Origin of the sequence: Pseudomonas sp. 18058 (assembly GCF_902706155.1) — a bacterium.
Classification (GTDB): Bacteria; Pseudomonadota; Gammaproteobacteria; order Pseudomonadales; family Pseudomonadaceae; genus Aquipseudomonas; species Aquipseudomonas rustica.
In genome coordinates this window covers 1-17221 of the sequence record NZ_CACSJY010000022.1, presented here as the reverse complement: position 1 = coordinate 17221, position 17221 = coordinate 1, and the positions used below count along the sequence as shown (strand labels likewise).

Annotated in this window: 10 protein-coding genes and 1 other RNA gene; 4 read left to right on the top strand and 7 right to left on the bottom strand. The window is 59.9% G+C overall.

Going from position 1 to position 17221, the window contains the following annotated elements; translation table 11 throughout:
* Positions 1-82: 82 nt before the first annotated feature.
* From ffs to GVL50_RS14055, 6 genes are all read right to left on the bottom strand, one after another.
* An RNA gene (gene ffs / locus GVL50_RS14080) (signal recognition particle sRNA small type) lies at positions 83-179 on the bottom strand.
* A 134-nt stretch (positions 180-313) separates the two neighbouring features.
* On the bottom strand, positions 314-1477 hold the full coding sequence (locus GVL50_RS14075) for a putative zinc-binding metallopeptidase (RefSeq protein ID WP_159813706.1): 1164 nt from the start codon (positions 1475-1477) through the stop codon (positions 314-316).
* Between the two features lie 311 nt (positions 1478-1788).
* Complete coding sequence (ligA, locus tag GVL50_RS14070) at positions 1789-4146, bottom strand: NAD-dependent DNA ligase LigA (RefSeq protein WP_159813704.1); 2358 nt, start codon at positions 4144-4146, stop codon at positions 1789-1791.
* Positions 4147-4272: 126 nt separating this feature from the next.
* Positions 4273-5136, bottom strand: coding sequence for a cell division protein ZipA (gene zipA, locus GVL50_RS14065; protein WP_053118755.1), 864 nt, complete (start codon positions 5134-5136; stop codon positions 4273-4275).
* 259 nt (positions 5137-5395) lie between these two features.
* Positions 5396-8884 (bottom strand): chromosome segregation protein SMC, encoded by a 3489-nt coding sequence (gene smc, locus GVL50_RS14060; RefSeq protein ID WP_159813702.1) that lies wholly within the window; start codon positions 8882-8884, stop codon positions 5396-5398.
* Between the two features lie 2 nt (positions 8885-8886).
* Positions 8887-9546: a GntR family transcriptional regulator gene (locus GVL50_RS14055; RefSeq protein ID WP_053118751.1), complete on the bottom strand. Its 660-nt coding sequence runs from the start codon at positions 9544-9546 to the stop codon at positions 8887-8889.
* 290 nt (positions 9547-9836) lie between these two features.
* Here GVL50_RS14055 and xdhA point away from each other — a divergent pair, with 290 nt between their 5' ends.
* The 4 genes from xdhA (at position 9837) to guaD (ending at position 15999) form a co-directional block, all read left to right on the top strand.
* Positions 9837-11291, top strand: a complete 1455-nt coding sequence (xdhA, locus tag GVL50_RS14050; protein WP_159813700.1) for a xanthine dehydrogenase small subunit — start codon at positions 9837-9839, stop codon at positions 11289-11291.
* The gene (gene xdhB / locus GVL50_RS14045; protein ID WP_159813698.1) at positions 11284-13683 is read left to right on the top strand and encodes a xanthine dehydrogenase molybdopterin binding subunit; all 2400 of its coding nucleotides are present in this window, start codon (positions 11284-11286) and stop codon (positions 13681-13683) included. Before xdhA ends, xdhB begins: the two co-directional genes overlap by 8 nt.
* Positions 13684-13823: 140 nt before the next feature.
* Complete coding sequence (gene xdhC, locus GVL50_RS14040; RefSeq protein WP_122592563.1) at positions 13824-14681, top strand: xanthine dehydrogenase accessory protein XdhC; 858 nt, start codon at positions 13824-13826, stop codon at positions 14679-14681.
* A gap of 13 nt (positions 14682-14694) precedes the next feature.
* Positions 14695-15999 (top strand): guanine deaminase, encoded by a 1305-nt coding sequence (gene guaD / locus GVL50_RS14035; protein WP_159813696.1) that lies wholly within the window; start codon positions 14695-14697, stop codon positions 15997-15999.
* Between the two features lie 157 nt (positions 16000-16156).
* Here guaD and GVL50_RS14030 read toward each other — a convergent pair whose 3' ends face one another.
* Positions 16157-16921: a GntR family transcriptional regulator gene (locus tag GVL50_RS14030; RefSeq protein WP_159813694.1), complete on the bottom strand. Its 765-nt coding sequence runs from the start codon at positions 16919-16921 to the stop codon at positions 16157-16159.
* Between the last annotated feature and the right edge of the window lie 300 nt (positions 16922-17221).

Below are 17221 nucleotides of genomic sequence, written 5' to 3'. Positions count from 1 at the left end.
AGGTGTACCTAAACGCTGTCACATTTCGAGATTTTTTACTGAAAAATCCTTGAGAATTCAAGGACTTAAAGATAGGTGGCGACCCCACCAGCCACACCCCGGCACACAATGTTCCCGCTGTGGCTGCTGCCTTCCGGCTCTGACCAGGTTCACGGGTAATCGTTGCGGGGGGACCGATGGGGTCACCATAACGACGCTTGCCTGTCGGCGAGCCGCGCCATTGTACCTATCTGAGACGAAGTTACAACCGTTGGTTTCAGATTAAAAATATGAACAAGGTCAAGGACATAAAGATCGCAGCCTGCGGCAGCTCCTACAGGGCCAGTACCTCGTCCGCTTTGCCGCCCGCCTGCTGGATCACCAGATGAATAAAGTGCAGCTTGGCAATCGCGGCCGCCGGCAGCACGAACGGGTAAAAATCCGGCTGGCCCATGCTGCGTGACAATTCATTGAGCATGCCGGCCAACTCGATCCACGCATTAACAAACGCCAGGAACGCCTCGCCACCGGGATGTTGCGGGTCGTACAGCGTGCTGCTCGGAAACGGCTGGTAATCGAAATCCATTTCCCGCGCGCTCATGCCAAAACCCAGCGCCGTGTCCACCGCGTCCATCATGTGCAGGTAATGCGCCCAGGTTTCCGCCCAGTCTTCCCACGGGTGCATGGTCGCGTATGCGCTGACGTAGCGCTGCGGCCAGTCGAGTGGCGCGCCTTGCTGGTAATGACGATCGAGCGCCTCGGCGTAACTGGCGCGCTCGTCGCCGAACAGGTTACGGAATGAATCGAGCCACGGGCCGTTGGCGATCAGCCGATCCCAATAGTAATGCCCGACCTCGTGACGAAAATGCCCGAGCAGCGTGCGATACGGTTCGTGCATCTGCGCCCTCACCCGCTCGCGGTGGGCGTCGTCGGCTTCTTTGATGTCGAGGGTGATCAGGCCGTTCGCGTGGCCGGTCATCGGCGCATTGCCTTCGAGGTCGACGCCGATGAAATCGAAAGCGAGGCCGCTGTCTTCATCCACGGTTTTTGGGATGACCTGCAAGCCAAGAGTGATCAGTTGCGCGACGAGGCGGCGCTTGGCAATTTCGACCTTGCGCCAGCGCTCGGGATTTTCCGGGTCGGACAGATCGGGGATGGTGCGATTGAGGCTGCAAGCGACGCACAAGGCATTGTCGACGTTGGCCGGCAGCAGCCAGTTGCACGCGGCGGGCGTGTCGAGGTTGGCGCAGTGGCGAAACAGGCCTGCGTCGGGATCAGCATCCAGCGTCCAGGTGCCGTTCTCCACACCGGACGACAGGGAGGTGATGCGGCTTTCTTCCGGCTGGTAGCCGAGCAAGGCATTGCAGGCCAGGCACTGGCTGTTGCGAAAAAACAGCGACTGACCGCAGCGGCACGGCCAGACTTTGCTGTTGCGCGAAGATTCGCCCATGAACGGCGCGATGATGCGAGAACTGAGTTGCTCGAAAAAACGGTGCATGGCGATCTCTCCCTGGGGCTTGCAGAGACTAGATCATTCTGGCGCGATGATCGTTCCGACGCTCTGCGTGGGAATGCATCCAGTGACGCTCTGCGTCACAGCGGACGCGGAGCGTCCGGGGCGGCATTCCCACGCGGGAGCGTGGGAACGATCAAAGTGACAGCACCATTGTGGCGAGGGGATTTATCCCCGATGGGTTGCGAAGCGACCCCAATCCATACGACGCGGTTAATCAGGTGCACCGCGTTGTCTGGTTTTGCGACGACTGCGTCGCCGAACGGGGATAAATCCCCTCGCCACAGGGCTTTGTGTCAGACCTGAAGGCCATGGGTTTTGAGGAAGGCGATAAAGGTTTCTTCGTCCATCACTTTTACGCCCAGCTCATTGGCTTTGGTCAGTTTCGATCCGGCACCGGGGCCGGCCACCACGCAATGAGTTTTCGCCGAGACCGAACCGGCAACCTTCGCCCCCAGGCCTTCGAGGTGATCCTTAGCCACATCCCGGCTCATCAACTCAACCTTGCCCGTCAGCACCCAGGTCTCGCCGGACAACGGCAAGCCTTCGACGACTTTCTTCTCGCTCTGCCAGTGCATGCCGAAATCACGCAGCTGTTTTTCGGATGCCTCAGCCAGTTGCCGATTCTCCGCAACCGCAAAAAACTCGCGAACCGAATTCGCCTGTTTCTCCGGCAACGCCTGACGCATGTCTAGCCAGTCAGCGTTCATCACCGCTTCCAGCGAACCAAACTTGTCCGCCAGTTTCTGCGCGCCACCCGGGCCGACCGAAGGAATGTGCAGCTTGTCGAGGAAACCGCCGAGCGTGGTGCTGGCCGCGAATTCTGCGCCCAACTCGCCCTGATCCTGAATCTGCAAACCATGCCCAAGCAGTTCAGTGATCACCTGCTGGTTATGCGCATCTTCAAAGAAGCTGTGAATCTCGTGCGCCACTTCCAGACCGACATCCGGCAGGTACGTCAGCACTTGCGGCAGCGCCTGCTGCACGCGCTCCAGCGAACCCAGCGAGCGCGCCAGCACCTTGGCGGTCTCTTCGCCGACATCGGGAATGCCCAGCGCATAGATGAAGCGCGCCAGCCCCGGCTTCTTGCTTTCTTCGATGGCTGCCAGCAACTTGTTGCTGGAGACCTCGGCAAAGCCTTCCAGATCGACGATGTCGTCGAACTTCAGCGCATACAGATCCGCCGGCGAATTGACCAGACCTTCATCGACCAATTGCTCGACGCTCTTATCGCCCAAGCCTTCAATGTCCATCGCCCGACGCGAGACGAAGTGGATGATCGCCTGCTTCAGTTGCGCGCCACAGGCCAGTCGACCCACGCAGCGATACACCGCGCCTTCGCTGACGGTTTCCTTGCCCTTGCTGCGCTTGATCAGCTGTGTGCGCTCGACGTGCGAGCCGCACACCGGGCAGCTCTCGGGAATCGCCACTGAGCGGGCGTTGTCCGGACGACGCTCAAGCACCACTTGCACCACTTGCGGAATCACGTCACCGGCACGGCGAATGATCACGGTGTCGCCGATCATCAAGCCCAGACGCGCGACTTCGTCCATGTTGTGCAGCGTGGCGTTGGCCACCGTGACGCCGGCGACTTTGACCGGCTTCAGACGCGCGACCGGCGTAACAGCGCCAGTGCGACCGACCTGAAATTCCACATCGAGCAACTCGGTGAGTTCTTCCATCGCCGGGAATTTATGCGCGATCGCCCAGCGCGGTTCGCGGGCGCGGAAGCCGAGTTCGCGCTGATCGGCAATGCTGTTGACCTTGAACACCACGCCGTCGATTTCATAGGTCAGCGCGTTACGGCGTGCGCCGATGTCGCGATAGTAATCCAGGCATTCGTCGATTCCTTTTGCCAGTTTCAGCTCATGGCTGATCGGCATGCCCCACTTCTGCAATTGCTTGAGGTTGCCGATGTGGGTGTCGGAAATGTCGTGGGAGACTTGGCCGATGCCGTAGCAGCAGAATTCCAGCGGACGGTTGGCGGTGATCTTTGAATCGAGCTGACGCAAGCTGCCGGCGGCGGCATTACGCGGGTTGGCGAAAGTCTTGCCGCCGACTTCCAGTTGCGAGGCGTTGAGGCGCTCGAAACCGGCCTTGGACATGAACACTTCGCCGCGCACTTCCAGGGTCGCCGGCCAGCCTTCGCCGTGCAGCTTCAGCGGAATGTTGCGCACGGTGCGCACGTTGACGCTGATGTCTTCGCCGGTGGTGCCGTCGCCGCGTGTGGCGCCGCGCACCAGCACGCCGTCCTGATAGAGCAGGCTGACCGCCAGGCCATCGAGTTTCGGCTCGCAGCTATATTCCACCGCCGCGCCGCCGCCGAACAAATCGCCGGCAGGGATATCCAGACCTTCGGTGACGCGACGATCGAACTCGCGCATGTCGCTTTCTTCGAAGGCGTTGCCGAGGCTGAGCATCGGTACTTCGTGACGCACCTGAGTGAACGCGGTGAGCGCCACGCTGCCGACGCGCTGGGTCGGCGAGTCGCTGGTGATCAGTTCCGGATTGGCCGCTTCCAGCGCCTTGAGCTCGTGGAACAACCGGTCGTATTCTGCGTCCGGAATGCTCGGCTCGTCGAGGACGTGGTAACGGTAGTTATGCTGATCGAGTTCAGCGCGCAGCTCGAGAATGCGGTTTTTGGCGGCGGTCATGGGTGTTCTCTCATAAAGCAAAAGAGCAGCCAAGGCTGCTCAATCTTTTAATCATTGTAGGAGCAAAGCTTGCTCGCGATGGCGTCCTTGAGATCGCTTCGCGAGCAAGCTCTGCTCCTACAGGTCTTAGCGCTTCTGGGTCAATGCGCGGCGTTCGAATTCGACGATGCGCTGACGGTAGTGCTCGATGGTCTGCGCGGTCAGCACGCTACGCTGGTCATCTTTCAGCTCGCCATTGAGTTCCTGCGACAGCTTGCGGGCTGCGGCGACCATCACGTCGAAGGCTTGCTTCGGATGACGCGGGCCTGGCAGGCCGAGGAAGAAACTCACCGCCGGGGTGCTGAAATGGTCGATGTCGTCCAGATCAAAAATGCCCGGTTTGACCGCGTTGGCCATGGAGAACAGCACCTCACCGTTGCCGGCCATGCTTTCGTGACGGTGGAAAATATCCATCTCGCCAAAACGCAGACCGCTTTCCAGAATGTTCTGCAACAGCGCCGGGCCTTTGAAGCCGGCGGCGTCGCGGCAGATCACGCTGATCACCAAAACTTCTTCAGCTTGCGGCTGATCTTTTTCGACCACGGCCGGTGCAGGCTTGCTGTCGTCGGCGAAATCATCGTCACGGCTGCTGAAGCTCGGGCCGTCATCCAGATCCAGATCGAGGTTCAAGTCACCCTGCGCCGAACCTTTGCTGCCACGCTTGCCACGTTTATTGCCGGAATCGCGAGGCTCGCGTGCTTCGCGGGCCGGCATGCTCACCGACGGCAAATCGTGTTCGTCCAGCTGCGGTTCTTTATGCGTGTCCAGCACGCGGGCCGGGCCCAACAGCTCAGCGCTGGTGTCCTCGTCCGGCAGGTTGGACAGACTTCGGTCAAGACGGAACTTCAGTTTTCCCTTGCCGCCGCGCATACGGCGCCAGCCATCGAAAAGAATACCGGCTATCACTATGATGCCGATGACGATCAGCCACTCGCGCAGACCGATTTCCATGTAATCCCGTGCCTCTATAAAAAATGCTGAAAAATAAGGGGTTTACACTGTGCAAACCGCTTTAAAACGTGGCGCCAACTCTATGTTCTGACAGGCGTTTTGCCCACGTATACGAAAATTTGACATTAAACTAGCACGACCAAAGGCAACTTTACACCGTCTGTCTCATTGGCTTGCACGAATATGTCGATTGGCCAGCAAGTCGAAGTCGGTAAAAAAGTCCTACAACCCTCTAATACCTTTCCGACAGCGTGCGGGCTCAGGCGTCCACCATCGCCATTGCCTCCTCGACATCCACCGCCACCAGTCGCGAACAACCCGGTTCATGCATCGTTACACCCATCAACTGCTCGGCCATTTCCATGGCGATTTTGTTGTGGGTGATATAGATGAACTGCACGGTCTGCGACATTTCTTTGACCAAGCGTGCGTAGCGTCCAACGTTAGCGTCATCCAGCGGCGCGTCAACCTCATCGAGCATGCAGAACGGCGCCGGGTTCAACTTGAAGATCGCAAAAACCAGTGCCAATGCGGTCAGGGCTTTTTCCCCGCCGGAGAGCAAATGGATGGTGCTATTCTTCTTCCCTGGCGGCTGCGCCATGATCGTTACCCCTGTATCGAGTAGATCTTCGCCCGTCAGTTCCAAATACGCGCGCCCGCCACCGAAAACTTTTGGGAAAAGCGCCTGTAAACCGCCATTGATCTGATCAAAGGTATCTTTGAAGCGGTTACGGGTTTCCTTATCGATCTTGCGGATAACGTTTTCCAGCGTCTCCAGTGCTTCGACCAGATCAGCGTCCTGCGCATCCAGATACCGCTTACGCTCAGACTGCTGCGTGTATTCGTCGATGGCCGCGAGGTTGATCGCGCCCAGGCGTTGAATCCGCGCATTGATGCGTTCGAGTTCTTCTTCGGCTTCGCGTTCACTGGCTTGCGCGGTTAATGTCGCAAGTACGCCGTTGAGATCGTAGCCGTCTTCGAGCAATTGATCCTGCAAGGCCTTGCGGCGCACGGTCAGGGCTTGCCATTCCATGCGCTGCTGTTCGAGTTGGCCGCGAATCAATTGCGATTGTTGTTCAGCCTGAGTCCGGCGTTTTTCCGCGTCGCGCAATTCGCGGTCAGCGTCTTCCAGGGCGATCTGCGCGGTCTTGAGTTCTTCGTCGACGGTCATGCGCTTGTCGAGCAGCTCTTCGAGTTTCAGGCGCAGCTCTTCCAGCGGCGCCTCGCCCTCCTCCAGGTTCAGACTCAACTGTTCGCGTTTTTCAGTCAGGCGCTCGGACTGCATTTCCAGACGCTCGAGCGCCTGACGCGTGGAGTCATGCTGCGCGCGCAACGAGCCGAGTCGCACGGCCAATTGATGCGCATGATCCTTGTGCTGCCGCGCTTCCTGACGCACACGATCAAGGCGTTCGCGCAGGCTGTCACGCTGGGCCAGCAGCAACTCGCGCTGCTCAGTGTCCAGCGCCATGGCATCCAGCGCTTCCTGCAAGTGCATGCGCGCTTCGCCGACTTGTTCGTGCTCAAGCTCGCGTTGTTCGCCGAGTTCGATCAGCTCTTCATCGAGACGGGTGCGACGCAGAGTCAGCTGTTCGGCCTTGGCTTTGCCGGCGGACAACTGAGCTTTCAATTCGCCTTGCTGGCGCGCTTCGTCTTGCAGCAAACGACGCAAATGTTCGCGACCGTTTTCCTGCTGACGCTGTTGCGCACGCAGGGTTTGCAGACGGGTTTCCATGGCTTCGACGGTGGTTTCTTTCTCTTCGCGTTCGAGGTGCAGCGCTTCGATTTCCTGGCCACGGGCGAGCATGCCGCTCTCCGCTTCGCTGGCACGTCGTACGCGCAGGAAATGCCGACCGACCCAGTAACCGTCGCGGCTGATCAAACTCTCGCCAGCGCTCAACTGCCCGCGTAAAGCCAAGGCTTGCTCAAGGCTGTCGACCGGTTTGACCTGACCGAGCCATGGCGACAGATCGATCTGCGCGTCGACTTTATCCAGCAAGCTGCCCGCCACTCGCACGCCATCGCTGGCCGGGCTGAGCAGGCGCAGATCGCCCTGAGTGAAACCGGACAAATCGAAGCCACTGAAGTCGTCGACCAGCACCGCTTGCAGATCGGCGCCGAGCACGGTTTCCACCGCCAATTCCCAACCGGCCTCGACCTTCAAACCTTCAGCCAGGCGCGGACGCTCGGTGAGGTTGTGCTCCTTCAGCCACTCGGCGGTGCCGGTGCCTGGATCGAGCGCGGCTTGCTGCAAGGCTTCAAGGGATGCGAGCCGACCATTGAGGCGCTGCAAATCGCCCTGCGCCTGCTGCTGCGCGGTCAGCGCTTGCTGCAATTCCTGGCGCAGTTGTTCGAGTTTTTCGACCTGCGCTTCTTCGCTGGTCTGCAAATCTTCGAGGGTCGCTTCGGACTCGGCGAGCTGCTCGTTGAGCTCCATGATCGCCGCGTCTTCCGGGTCGGCCGAGAGCAACGCGCGCTCTTCGCTGAGACGTTTCTGTCGGTCAGCGAGGCGCTCCATGCTGCTTTCCAGCTGCTGGATGCGCGACTGCTGCACCTCGGCCTGACGGCGCGGTTCGGCGGCAGTCAGGTTGAAAGCGTCCCACTGTTCCTGCCAGCCGTGCATGACGCTTTCGGAATCTTCCAGCGCCGCAGCGGCTTCTTCGGCGGCCGCGCTGGTGACTTCTTGCTCGGGGGTGAGCATGTCCAGCTCTTCGCCGAGGGTCAGCAGCAGAGTGCGGTCGTGGCCCAGATGCGATTCGGTTTCGAGGCGGGCGCGCTCGGCTTCTTTCAGATCGTCCTGCAACTGCCGCAGACGTTGCTGGCCGTGCTGGATGCTCTGTTCGACCCGGGCGATGTCACCGCCGACCGAATAGAAGCGCCCTTGCACCAGATTGAAGCGCTCGGACAGATCATGGTGACCGTCGCGCAAGCGTTCGATGGCCGCATCAGCATTTCGCTGCTCAGCGACCAAAGCTTCGAAACTGATTTCCTGGGTGCCGATGATCGACTCGCGCTGACCGACCTGATCATTCAGATCCTGCCAGCGCAGGGCCGACAGTTGCGCCTTGAGCTGACGCTCCTCGGCTTTGAATTCTTGGTACTTCTTCGCCGCTTCGGCCTGACGGTGCAGGCGTTCGAGTTGACGCTCGAGCTCATCGCGCAAGTCAGTCAGACGCGCGAGGTTTTCGTGGGTGCGGCGGATGCGGTTTTCGGTCTCGCGACGGCGCTCTTTATATTTCGAGATGCCCGCGGCTTCTTCAATAAAGTTACGCAGGTCTTCGGGCTTGGATTCGATCAGCTTGGAGATCATCCCCTGCTCGATGATCGAGTAGCTGCGCGGGCCGAGACCGGTGCCGAGGAAGATATCGGTGATGTCGCGACGACGGCATTTGGTGCCGTTGAGGTAATACGTGGTCTGGCTGTCGCGGGTGACTTTGCGGCGAATCGAGATTTCGGCGTAGGCCGCGTATTCGCCCAGCAGCGTGCCGTCGGAGTTGTCGAAAACCAGCTCGATACTGGCCTGACTCACCGGCTTGCGGCTGGTCGAGCCGTTGAAGATGACGTCGGTCATCGACTCGCCACGCAGGTTTTTCGCTGAGCTTTCGCCCATCACCCAACGGACGGCGTCGATGATGTTCGACTTGCCGCAACCGTTCGGCCCGACCACCGCCGCCATGTTACTGGGGAAGTTTACCGTGGTCGGGTCGACGAAGGATTTGAATCCCGCGAGTTTGATGCACTTGAGCCGCACGCTTAAGCGCCCGTCAAGGCAGCAACCACCAGATCGCAGCTGCGCTGGCCGTAAGCCGTGAGCACGATGCGGATCTGCGGCAAATCACGGGCCAGCACGGCGGCCAACAGGCGTTCGAACAGTTCGAGGAACTCGCTCATTTCCGCCTTGCGCTGTTCGAGGGCGAGGAAGTAGGCGCGGCTCATCGCCGGCTGCAGGTTCTCGACCGTTTCTTGCAGGTAAGGATTGTTGGCGAACGGATAGGCGGCGCGCATCACGCTGAAGCTGTCATCGACAAAGCTGCGGATGTCCTGACGCTCGTAGCTGGCGGTAAGGCGCTGCTGGATCTGCACGAACGGCGCCATGTCCGACTGGACTTGCCAGCCATTGGCCACCGAGTTGCCGAGCAGGATGTACAGCTCGCTCATCAGCGTGCACAGGCTCTGCACCTTATGCGGCGTCATTTCGGTGACGTGCGCACCACGGCGCGGCAGGATCGCGATCAGGTGGCGGCGTTCAAGGATCAGCAAGGCTTCACGAACGGAGCCGCGGCTGACATTGAGGGCCAGCGTGACCTTTTGTTCCTGGATGCGCTCTCCCGGCTTCATTTCGCCACGAATGATGCGTTCGGCGAGGTGGTGAGCGATTTGCTCGGCGAGGCTGTCCGGCGCCTTGAACGTCATGGTTGTCCTTCAAACTCTATCGATCTGCACAAGCGGCGCAGTGTAGCGCAAATGCGGGCTCATGGCGGAGTGCCCACTCAGCGGTTTTTGGCACGATTCCCGCAGATTTCTTTAGAAAACCAAACAAAAAACCAGGCTGACCAATGAAGGTCAATACTGAATAGACACGTTGTTGATCGACGAAATGGATTTTCCTGACCTTTAAGTCAGAAAACCATTGACCGAAAAGTCAGACCTGCTAAATTCGGCTCAAGTCGGTTAACAACAATAATGAGTCTGCGAGGCCTTCCGTGATCCAGTTTTTACTTAACCAGGAACTCCGTAGCGAGCACGCCCTGGACCCGAATCTGACCGTGCTCAATTACCTGCGTGAACACGTTGGCAAATCCGGCACTAAAGAAGGTTGCGCCAGCGGTGACTGCGGCGCCTGCACTGTAGTGGTCGGCGAGTTGCAAACGGATGACGATGGCCGCGAACACATTCGCTATCGCAGCCTCAACTCGTGCCTGACCTTTGTTTCGTCGCTGCACGGCAAACAGTTGATCAGCGTCGAAGACCTCAAGCACAAAGGTGAACTGCACAGCGTGCAGAAAGCCATGGTCGAGTGCCACGGTTCGCAGTGCGGTTTCTGCACCCCCGGTTTCGTCATGTCGCTGTTCGCCCTGCAAAAGAACAGCGATGCGCCCGATCACGCCAAGGCCCACGAAGCGCTGGCCGGCAACCTCTGCCGCTGCACCGGCTACCGGCCGATTCTGGCGGCTGCCGAACAATCCTGCTGCGGCAAGCAACCGGATCAGTTCGATGCCCGCGAAGCGGACACCATTGCTCGTCTGAAAGCTATCGCCCCGACCGATATCGGCGAACTGAACAGTGGCGACAAGCGCTGCCTGGTGCCGCTGACCGTCGCCGATCTGGCCGACCTTTATGACGCTTATCCCCAAGCGCGCCTGCTCGCTGGCGGCACCGATCTGGCGCTGGAAGTCACCCAGTTCCACCGCACCCTGCCGGTGATGATCTACGTCGGCAACGTCGCGGAAATGAAGCGCATCGAAACCTTCGATGACCGCATCGAAATCGGCGCCGCCACCGCCCTCTCCGACTGCTACGAAGCGTTGAACGCCGAGTACCCGGACTTCGGCGAACTGCTGCACCGCTTCGCCTCGCTGCAAATCCGCAACCAGGGCACCCTCGGCGGCAACATCGGCAACGCCTCGCCGATCGGTGACTCGCCACCGCTGCTGATCGCCCTCGGCGCGCAAGTGGTGCTGTGCAAAGGCGAAACCCGCCGCACCTTGAACCTCGACGATTACTTCATCGACTACAAGGTCACGGCCCGTCAGGAAAGTGAGTTCATCGAGAAGATCATCGTGCCGCGCGCCACGGCTGAACAGTTGTTCCGCGCCTACAAAGTCTCCAAGCGTCTGGACGATGACATCTCCGCCGTCTGCGCCGCGTTCAACCTGCGCGTCGAAAACGGCGTGATCACCGATGCGCGCATGGCCTTCGGCGGTATGGCCGCGATCCCGAAACGCGCTGCCCACTGTGAAGCTGCGCTGATCGGTGCGCCGTTCAACAACGCTGTGGTCGAACGGGCCTGCGCCGCACTGGCGGAGGATTTCACGCCGCTCTCGGACTTCCGCGCCAGCAAGGAATATCGCCTGCTCAGTGCGCAAAACCTGCTGCGTAAATACTTCATCGAACTGCAAACACCGCACATCGAGACTCGGGTGACCGCTTATGTCTAACCATCACGGCGTAGAGAAAACCCAAGCTGAACTGGCTGAATTGTTCGCCAAGGATCTGACCTCCGGTGTCGGCCGCAGCGTCAAGCACGACAGCGCCGCCAAGCACGTGTCCGGTGAAGCGCAGTACATCGATGACCGCCTGGAATTCCCCAACCAGTTACACCTGTATGCACGCATGTCGGACCGCGCCCACGCGAAAATCATCAGCATCGACACTTCGCCGTGCTACGCCTTCGAAGGCGTGCGCATCGCCATCACCCACGAAGACGTGCCGGGCCTGAAAGACATCGGCCCGCTGATGCCGGGCGACCCGCTGCTGGCCATCGATGACGTGCAGTTCGTTGGTCAACCGGTGCTCGCCGTTGCGGCGAAAGATCTGAAAACCGCGCGCAAAGCCGCGATGGCCGCGATCATCGAATACGAAGACCTCGAACCGGTGCTCGACGTGATCGAAGCCTTGCGCAAACGCCACTTCGTCCTCGACAGCCACACCCACCAGCGCGGCGACTCAGCCTCTGCGTTGGCCACTGCTGAACACCGTATTCAAGGCACGCTGCACATCGGCGGTCAGGAACACTTCTACCTGGAGACGCAAATCTCCTCGGTAATGCCGACCGAAGACGGCGGCATGATCGTCTACTGCTCGACGCAGAACCCGACCGAAGTACAAAAACTGGTCGCCGAAGTGCTCGACGTGTCGATGAACAAAATCGTCGTCGACATGCGCCGCATGGGCGGTGGTTTCGGCGGCAAGGAAACTCAGGCCGCCAGTCCGGCGTGCCTGTGCGCGGTGGTTGCGCACCTCACCGGTCAGCCGACCAAGATGCGCCTGCCGCGCGTTGAAGACATGCTGATGACCGGCAAGCGTCACCCGTTCTACGTCGAATACGACGTTGGCTTCGACAGCACCGGGCGCCTGCACGGGATCAACATGGATCTGGCCGGCAACTGTGGCTGCTCGCCGGACTTGTCCGCGTCGATCGTTGACCGTGCGATGTTCCACTCGGACAACTCGTACTACCTCGGCGACGCGACCATCAACGGTCATCGCTGCAAGACCAACACCGCGTCGAACACTGCTTACCGTGGTTTCGGTGGCCCGCAAGGGATGGTCGCGATCGAAGAAGTGATGGACGCGATAGCCCGTCACCTGCACCTCGATCCGCTGGCTGTGCGCAAGGCCAACTACTACGGCAAGACCGAGCGCAACGTCACCCATTACTACCAGACCGTCGAGCACAACATGCTCGAGGAAATGACCGCCGAACTGGAAGAAAGCAGCCAGTATCACGAGCGTCGCGAAGCGATTCGTCGCTACAACGCCAACAGCCCGATCCTGAAAAAAGGCCTGGCGCTGACCCCGGTGAAATTCGGTATTTCCTTCACCGCGAGCTTCTTGAACCAGGCCGGCGCGCTGATCCACATCTACACCGATGGCAGCATCCATCTGAACCATGGCGGCACCGAAATGGGTCAGGGCCTGAACACCAAAGTTGCGCAGGTCGTGGCTGAAGTGTTCCAGGTGGAAATCGATCGCGTGCAGATCACCGCGACCAACACCGACAAGGTGCCGAACACCTCGCCGACCGCGGCGTCCAGCGGCGCTGACCTGAACGGTAAAGCGGCGCAGAACGCGGCGGAAATCATCAAGAAACGTCTGGTCGAATTCGCTGCGCGTCACTTCAAAGTCACTGAAGAAGACGTTGAATTCCACAACGGCCATGTGCGGGTTCGCGACCACATCCTGACCTTTGAAGCGCTGATCCAGCAGGCGTATTTCAATCAGGTCTCGCTGTCGAGCACCGGCTTCTACAAGACCCCGAAAATCTACTACGACCGCAGCCAGGCGCGCGGCCGTCCGTTCTACTACTTCGCCTTCGGCGCGGCATGCTGCGAAGTGATCGTCGACACCCTGACCGGCGAATACAAGATGCTGCGCACCGACATCCTGCACGACGTCGGCGCCTCGTTGAACCCGTCCATCGACATCGGTCAGGTTGAGGGTGGCTTCATCCAGGGCATGGGCTGGCTGACCATGGAAGAGCTGGTCTGGAACAACAAAGGCAAGCTGATGACCAACGGCCCGGCCAGCTACAAGATCCCGGCCGTGGCGGACATGCCGCTGGATCTGCGGGTGAAACTGGTGGAAAACCGCAAGAACCCGGAAGACACGGTGTTCCATTCCAAGGCTGTCGGTGAACCACCGTTCATGCTCGGGATTGCTTCGTGGTGCGCGATCAAGGATGCCGTGGCGAGCCTCGGGGATTACAAGCATCAGCCGCAGATTGATGCGCCGGCGACGCCGGAGCGGGTGTTGTGGGGTTGTGAGCAGATGCGGCAGTTGAAGGCGGTGAAGGCCGTCGAAGCTGAGACCGAGTTGGCTCCGCTCTAAAGACCGAGGCGCGGCCATTCGCGAGCAAGCTCGCTCCCACAGGGATTTGTGCTGACTGTTGGACTTGTACAAATCCAAATGTGGGAGCGAGCTTGCTCGCGAAGAGGCCCGAACAGACAACGATGTTGTAGGGGTGAACTATGTACAACTGGATCGACGCCCTCGCCGACCTGCAGAACCAGGGCGAACCCTGTGTGCTGGTGACGATCATCGAAGAACTCGGCTCGACGCCACGCAACGCCGGCTCGAAAATGGTCATCAGCGCCAACCAGAGCTTCGACACCATCGGTGGCGGGCATCTGGAATACAAAGCCATGCAGATCGCCCGCGAGATGCTCGCCAGCGGTAAGCAGGACACCCATCTGGAGCGTTTCAGCCTCGGCGCGAGTCTTGGCCAGTGCTGCGGCGGCGCCACCGTGTTGCTGTTCGAACCGATGGGCCAGGTGCAGGCGCAAATCGCCGTGTTCGGTGCCGGCCACGTCGGCCGCGCTTTGGTGCCGCTGCTCGCCAGCCTGCCCTGCCGGGTGCGCTGGATCGATTCGCGTGATGCCGAATTCCCCGAACACATCCCCCACGGCGTGCGTAAAATCGTGTCCGAAGAGCCTGTGGATGAAATCGATGACCTGCCCGCCGGCAGTTATTGCATCGTCATGACCCACAACCATCAGCTCGACCTTGAACTCACTGCCGCGATCCTCAAACGCAACGACTTCGCCTACTTCGGCCTGATTGGCTCGAAGACCAAACGCGCGAAGTTCGAACACCGTCTGCGCGATCGCGGTTTCGACAGTGGCGTCGTGCAACGCATGCGCTGCCCGATGGGCATTGGCGAAGTCAAAGGCAAACTGCCTGTGGAAATCGCCATCTCCATCGCCGGCGAAATCATCGCCACCTATAACGCCAACTTCGGCCAGCAGACTGCCAGCGCCGAACCGATTGCCAAACTGCTGCCGGTTTCACGGCGCAGTCAGGCCGCCAAACTCAAAGCCTCAAACTGATTAGAGAACCCTCATGCCTTTGACTCGCAAAGCCTACCGCGCCGCCATCCTGCACAGCATTGCCGACCCCGCCGAAGTCGGGATCGAAGCCTCCTACGAGTATTTCGAGGATGGCCTGCTGGTGGTCGATGGCGGCAAGATCAGCGCCCTTGGCCACGCCAGTGATTTGCTGCCGACCCTGCCGGCGGACATCGAAATCACCCAATATCAGGACGCCCTGATCACCCCGGGCTTCATCGACACGCACATTCACTTGCCGCAAACCGGCATGGTCGGCGCCTACGGCGAACAACTGCTCGACTGGCTGAACACCTACACCTTCCCGTGCGAAAGCCAGTTCGGCGACAAGGCCCACGCTGACGACGTCGCGGACATCTTCATCAAGGAACTGCTGCGCAACGGCACCACCACCGCGCTGGTATTCGGTAGCGTGCATCCGCAGTCGGTGAATTCGTTCTTTGAAAAGGCCGAGCAGCTCGATCTGCGCATGATCGCCGGCAAGGTGATGATGGACCGCAACGCGCCGGATTATCTGACCGATACTGCCGAATCCAGCTACGTCGAAAGCAAAGCGCTGATCGAGCGCTGGCACGGCAAGGGTCGTCTGCACTATGCCGTCACCCCGCGTTTCGCACCGACCAGCACCCCGGAGCAACTGACCCTCGCCGGGCAACTGCTGACTGAATACCCGGATCTGTACATGCAGACCCACATCAGCGAGAACCTCAAGGAAATCGAGTGGGTCAAGGAGCTGTTCCCGGAGCGCAAGGGCTACCTCGACGTTTACGACCATTACAAATTGCTTGGCGAGCGCTCGGTGTTCGCCCACGGCGTGCACTTGTGCGACGACGAATGCGCGCGTCTGGCGGAAACCGGCTCGGCGATCTCGTTCTGCCCGACGTCGAACTTCTTCTTGGGTAGCGGCTTGTTCAATCTGCCGATGGCCGAGAAGCACAAACTCAACGTCGGTCTGGGCACTGACGTCGGCGGCGGCACCAGTTTTTCGCTGCTGCAAACGCTGAACGAAGCGTACAAAGTGATGCAACTGCAAGGTGCGCGACTGAGCCCGTTCAAGTCGCTGTATCTGGCGACGCTGGGCGGCGCGCGGGCGCTGCGTCTGGAAGACAAGATCGGCAACCTGCAACCGGGTTCCGACGCTGACTTCCTGGTGCTGGATTACAACGCTACACCGCTGCTGAGCTACCGCTTGAAGCAGGCCAACAACATTGCCGAGTCGTTGTTTGTGTTGATGACACTGGGCGATGACCGCACGGTGCAGCAGACGTATGCGGCGGGGGCTTTGGTGCATCAGCGCTAAGCTTTTTCCCAGGCATAAAAAATCCCCCGGCGGTGTACACCCCGGGGGATTTTTATTGCCTGTCAGATCGTCTTCGCGAGCAAGCCCGCTCCCACAGGGGGAATGCATTTCAAATGTGGGAGCGGGCTTGCTCGCGAAGGGGCCGACTCGGTATCACTTAGAGCTTGGCGCTCGAGCGACCAGGCTTCTTGGTCTGCAACAAATGCGAAAACACCGCATGCAAATCATCCGACGCGCTTTCTTCGTCGAGGTTGAGCTTGCTGTCGATGTGATCCATGTGATGCATCATCAAACGCACCGCCAGATCGCCGTCGCGCTTTTCAATCGCGTCGATCAACTGGGTGTGTTCGTCGTAGGAACAGTGCGAACGGTTGCCGCTTTCATACTGGGCAATGATCAGCGACGTCTGCGACACCAGGCTGCGCTGGAAGCTGATCAACGGCGCGTTCATCGCCGCTTCCGCGAGTTTCAGGTGGAATTCGCCCGACAGACGAATACCGGCGCCGCGATCACCGCGCGAGAAGCTGTCGCGCTCATCGTTGACCATCTGCCGCAGCTCGGCGATCTGCTCGGCGGTGGCGTGTTGCACCGCCAGTTCAGTGATCGCGCGCTCGACCAGACGACGGGCGAGGAACACCTGCCGCGCCTCTTCAATGCTCGGGCTGGCGACGACGGCGCCACGATTCGGCCGCAACAGCACGACGCCTTCATGGGCCAGACGCGACAGCGCGCGGCGAATGATGGTGCGGCTGACCCCAAAGATTTCCCCCAGCGCTTCTTCGCTCAACTTGGTGCCGGGCGCCAGACGCTGTTCGAGGATGGCCTCGAAGATATGCGCGTAGACAATATCGTCCTGGGTTCCGCTGCGGCCGGCTTTGCCTGCTCGCGGTTGTTTCTTGAGGGGTTGCAACTGTTCGTTCATGGGCACTCGAGTCGGGAGAACTGCGGCGAATAGACCGTGACTGTAATACGGCACAGTAGGTCGCTGGCAAGTATCGCGTAAAAAACACCGCGATTGTACACAATGGATGGTGGCAACACGACTGTACGGCTGTTTGTGAGTTCGGCTGTATTGCAACGATCCGTTACGATTGAGTTTAGGCTTGATCCCGAAATCCGCCGCCCGACCACAATTCCCCCCTGTGGGAGCGGGCTTGCTCGCGAAAGCGGTGTATCCGTCGCCATTTGCGTTGGCTGACACACCGCCTTCGCGAGCAAGCCC

Excerpts from the sequence above, each read along its gene's own strand:
- zipA (WP_053118755.1), bottom strand. The coding sequence starts at position 5,136 with ATGGAAATCGGTCTGCGCGAGTGGCTGATCGTCATCGGCATCATAGTG.
- GVL50_RS14055 (WP_053118751.1), bottom strand. The coding sequence starts at position 9,546 with ATGACGTTCAAGGCGCCGGACAGCCTCGCCGAGCAAATCGCTCACCAC.
- GVL50_RS14030 (WP_159813694.1), bottom strand. The coding sequence starts at position 16,921 with ATGAACGAACAGTTGCAACCCCTCAAGAAACAACCGCGAGCAGGCAAA.
- xdhB (WP_159813698.1), top strand. The coding sequence starts at position 11,284 with ATGTCTAACCATCACGGCGTAGAGAAAACCCAAGCTGAACTGGCTGAA.
- ligA (WP_159813704.1), bottom strand. The coding sequence starts at position 4,146 with ATGACCGCCGCCAAAAACCGCATTCTCGAGCTGCGCGCTGAACTCGAT.
- guaD (WP_159813696.1), top strand. The coding sequence starts at position 14,695 with ATGCCTTTGACTCGCAAAGCCTACCGCGCCGCCATCCTGCACAGCATT.
- xdhC (WP_122592563.1), top strand. The coding sequence starts at position 13,824 with ATGTACAACTGGATCGACGCCCTCGCCGACCTGCAGAACCAGGGCGAA.
- GVL50_RS14075 (WP_159813706.1), bottom strand. The coding sequence starts at position 1,477 with ATGCACCGTTTTTTCGAGCAACTCAGTTCTCGCATCATCGCGCCGTTC.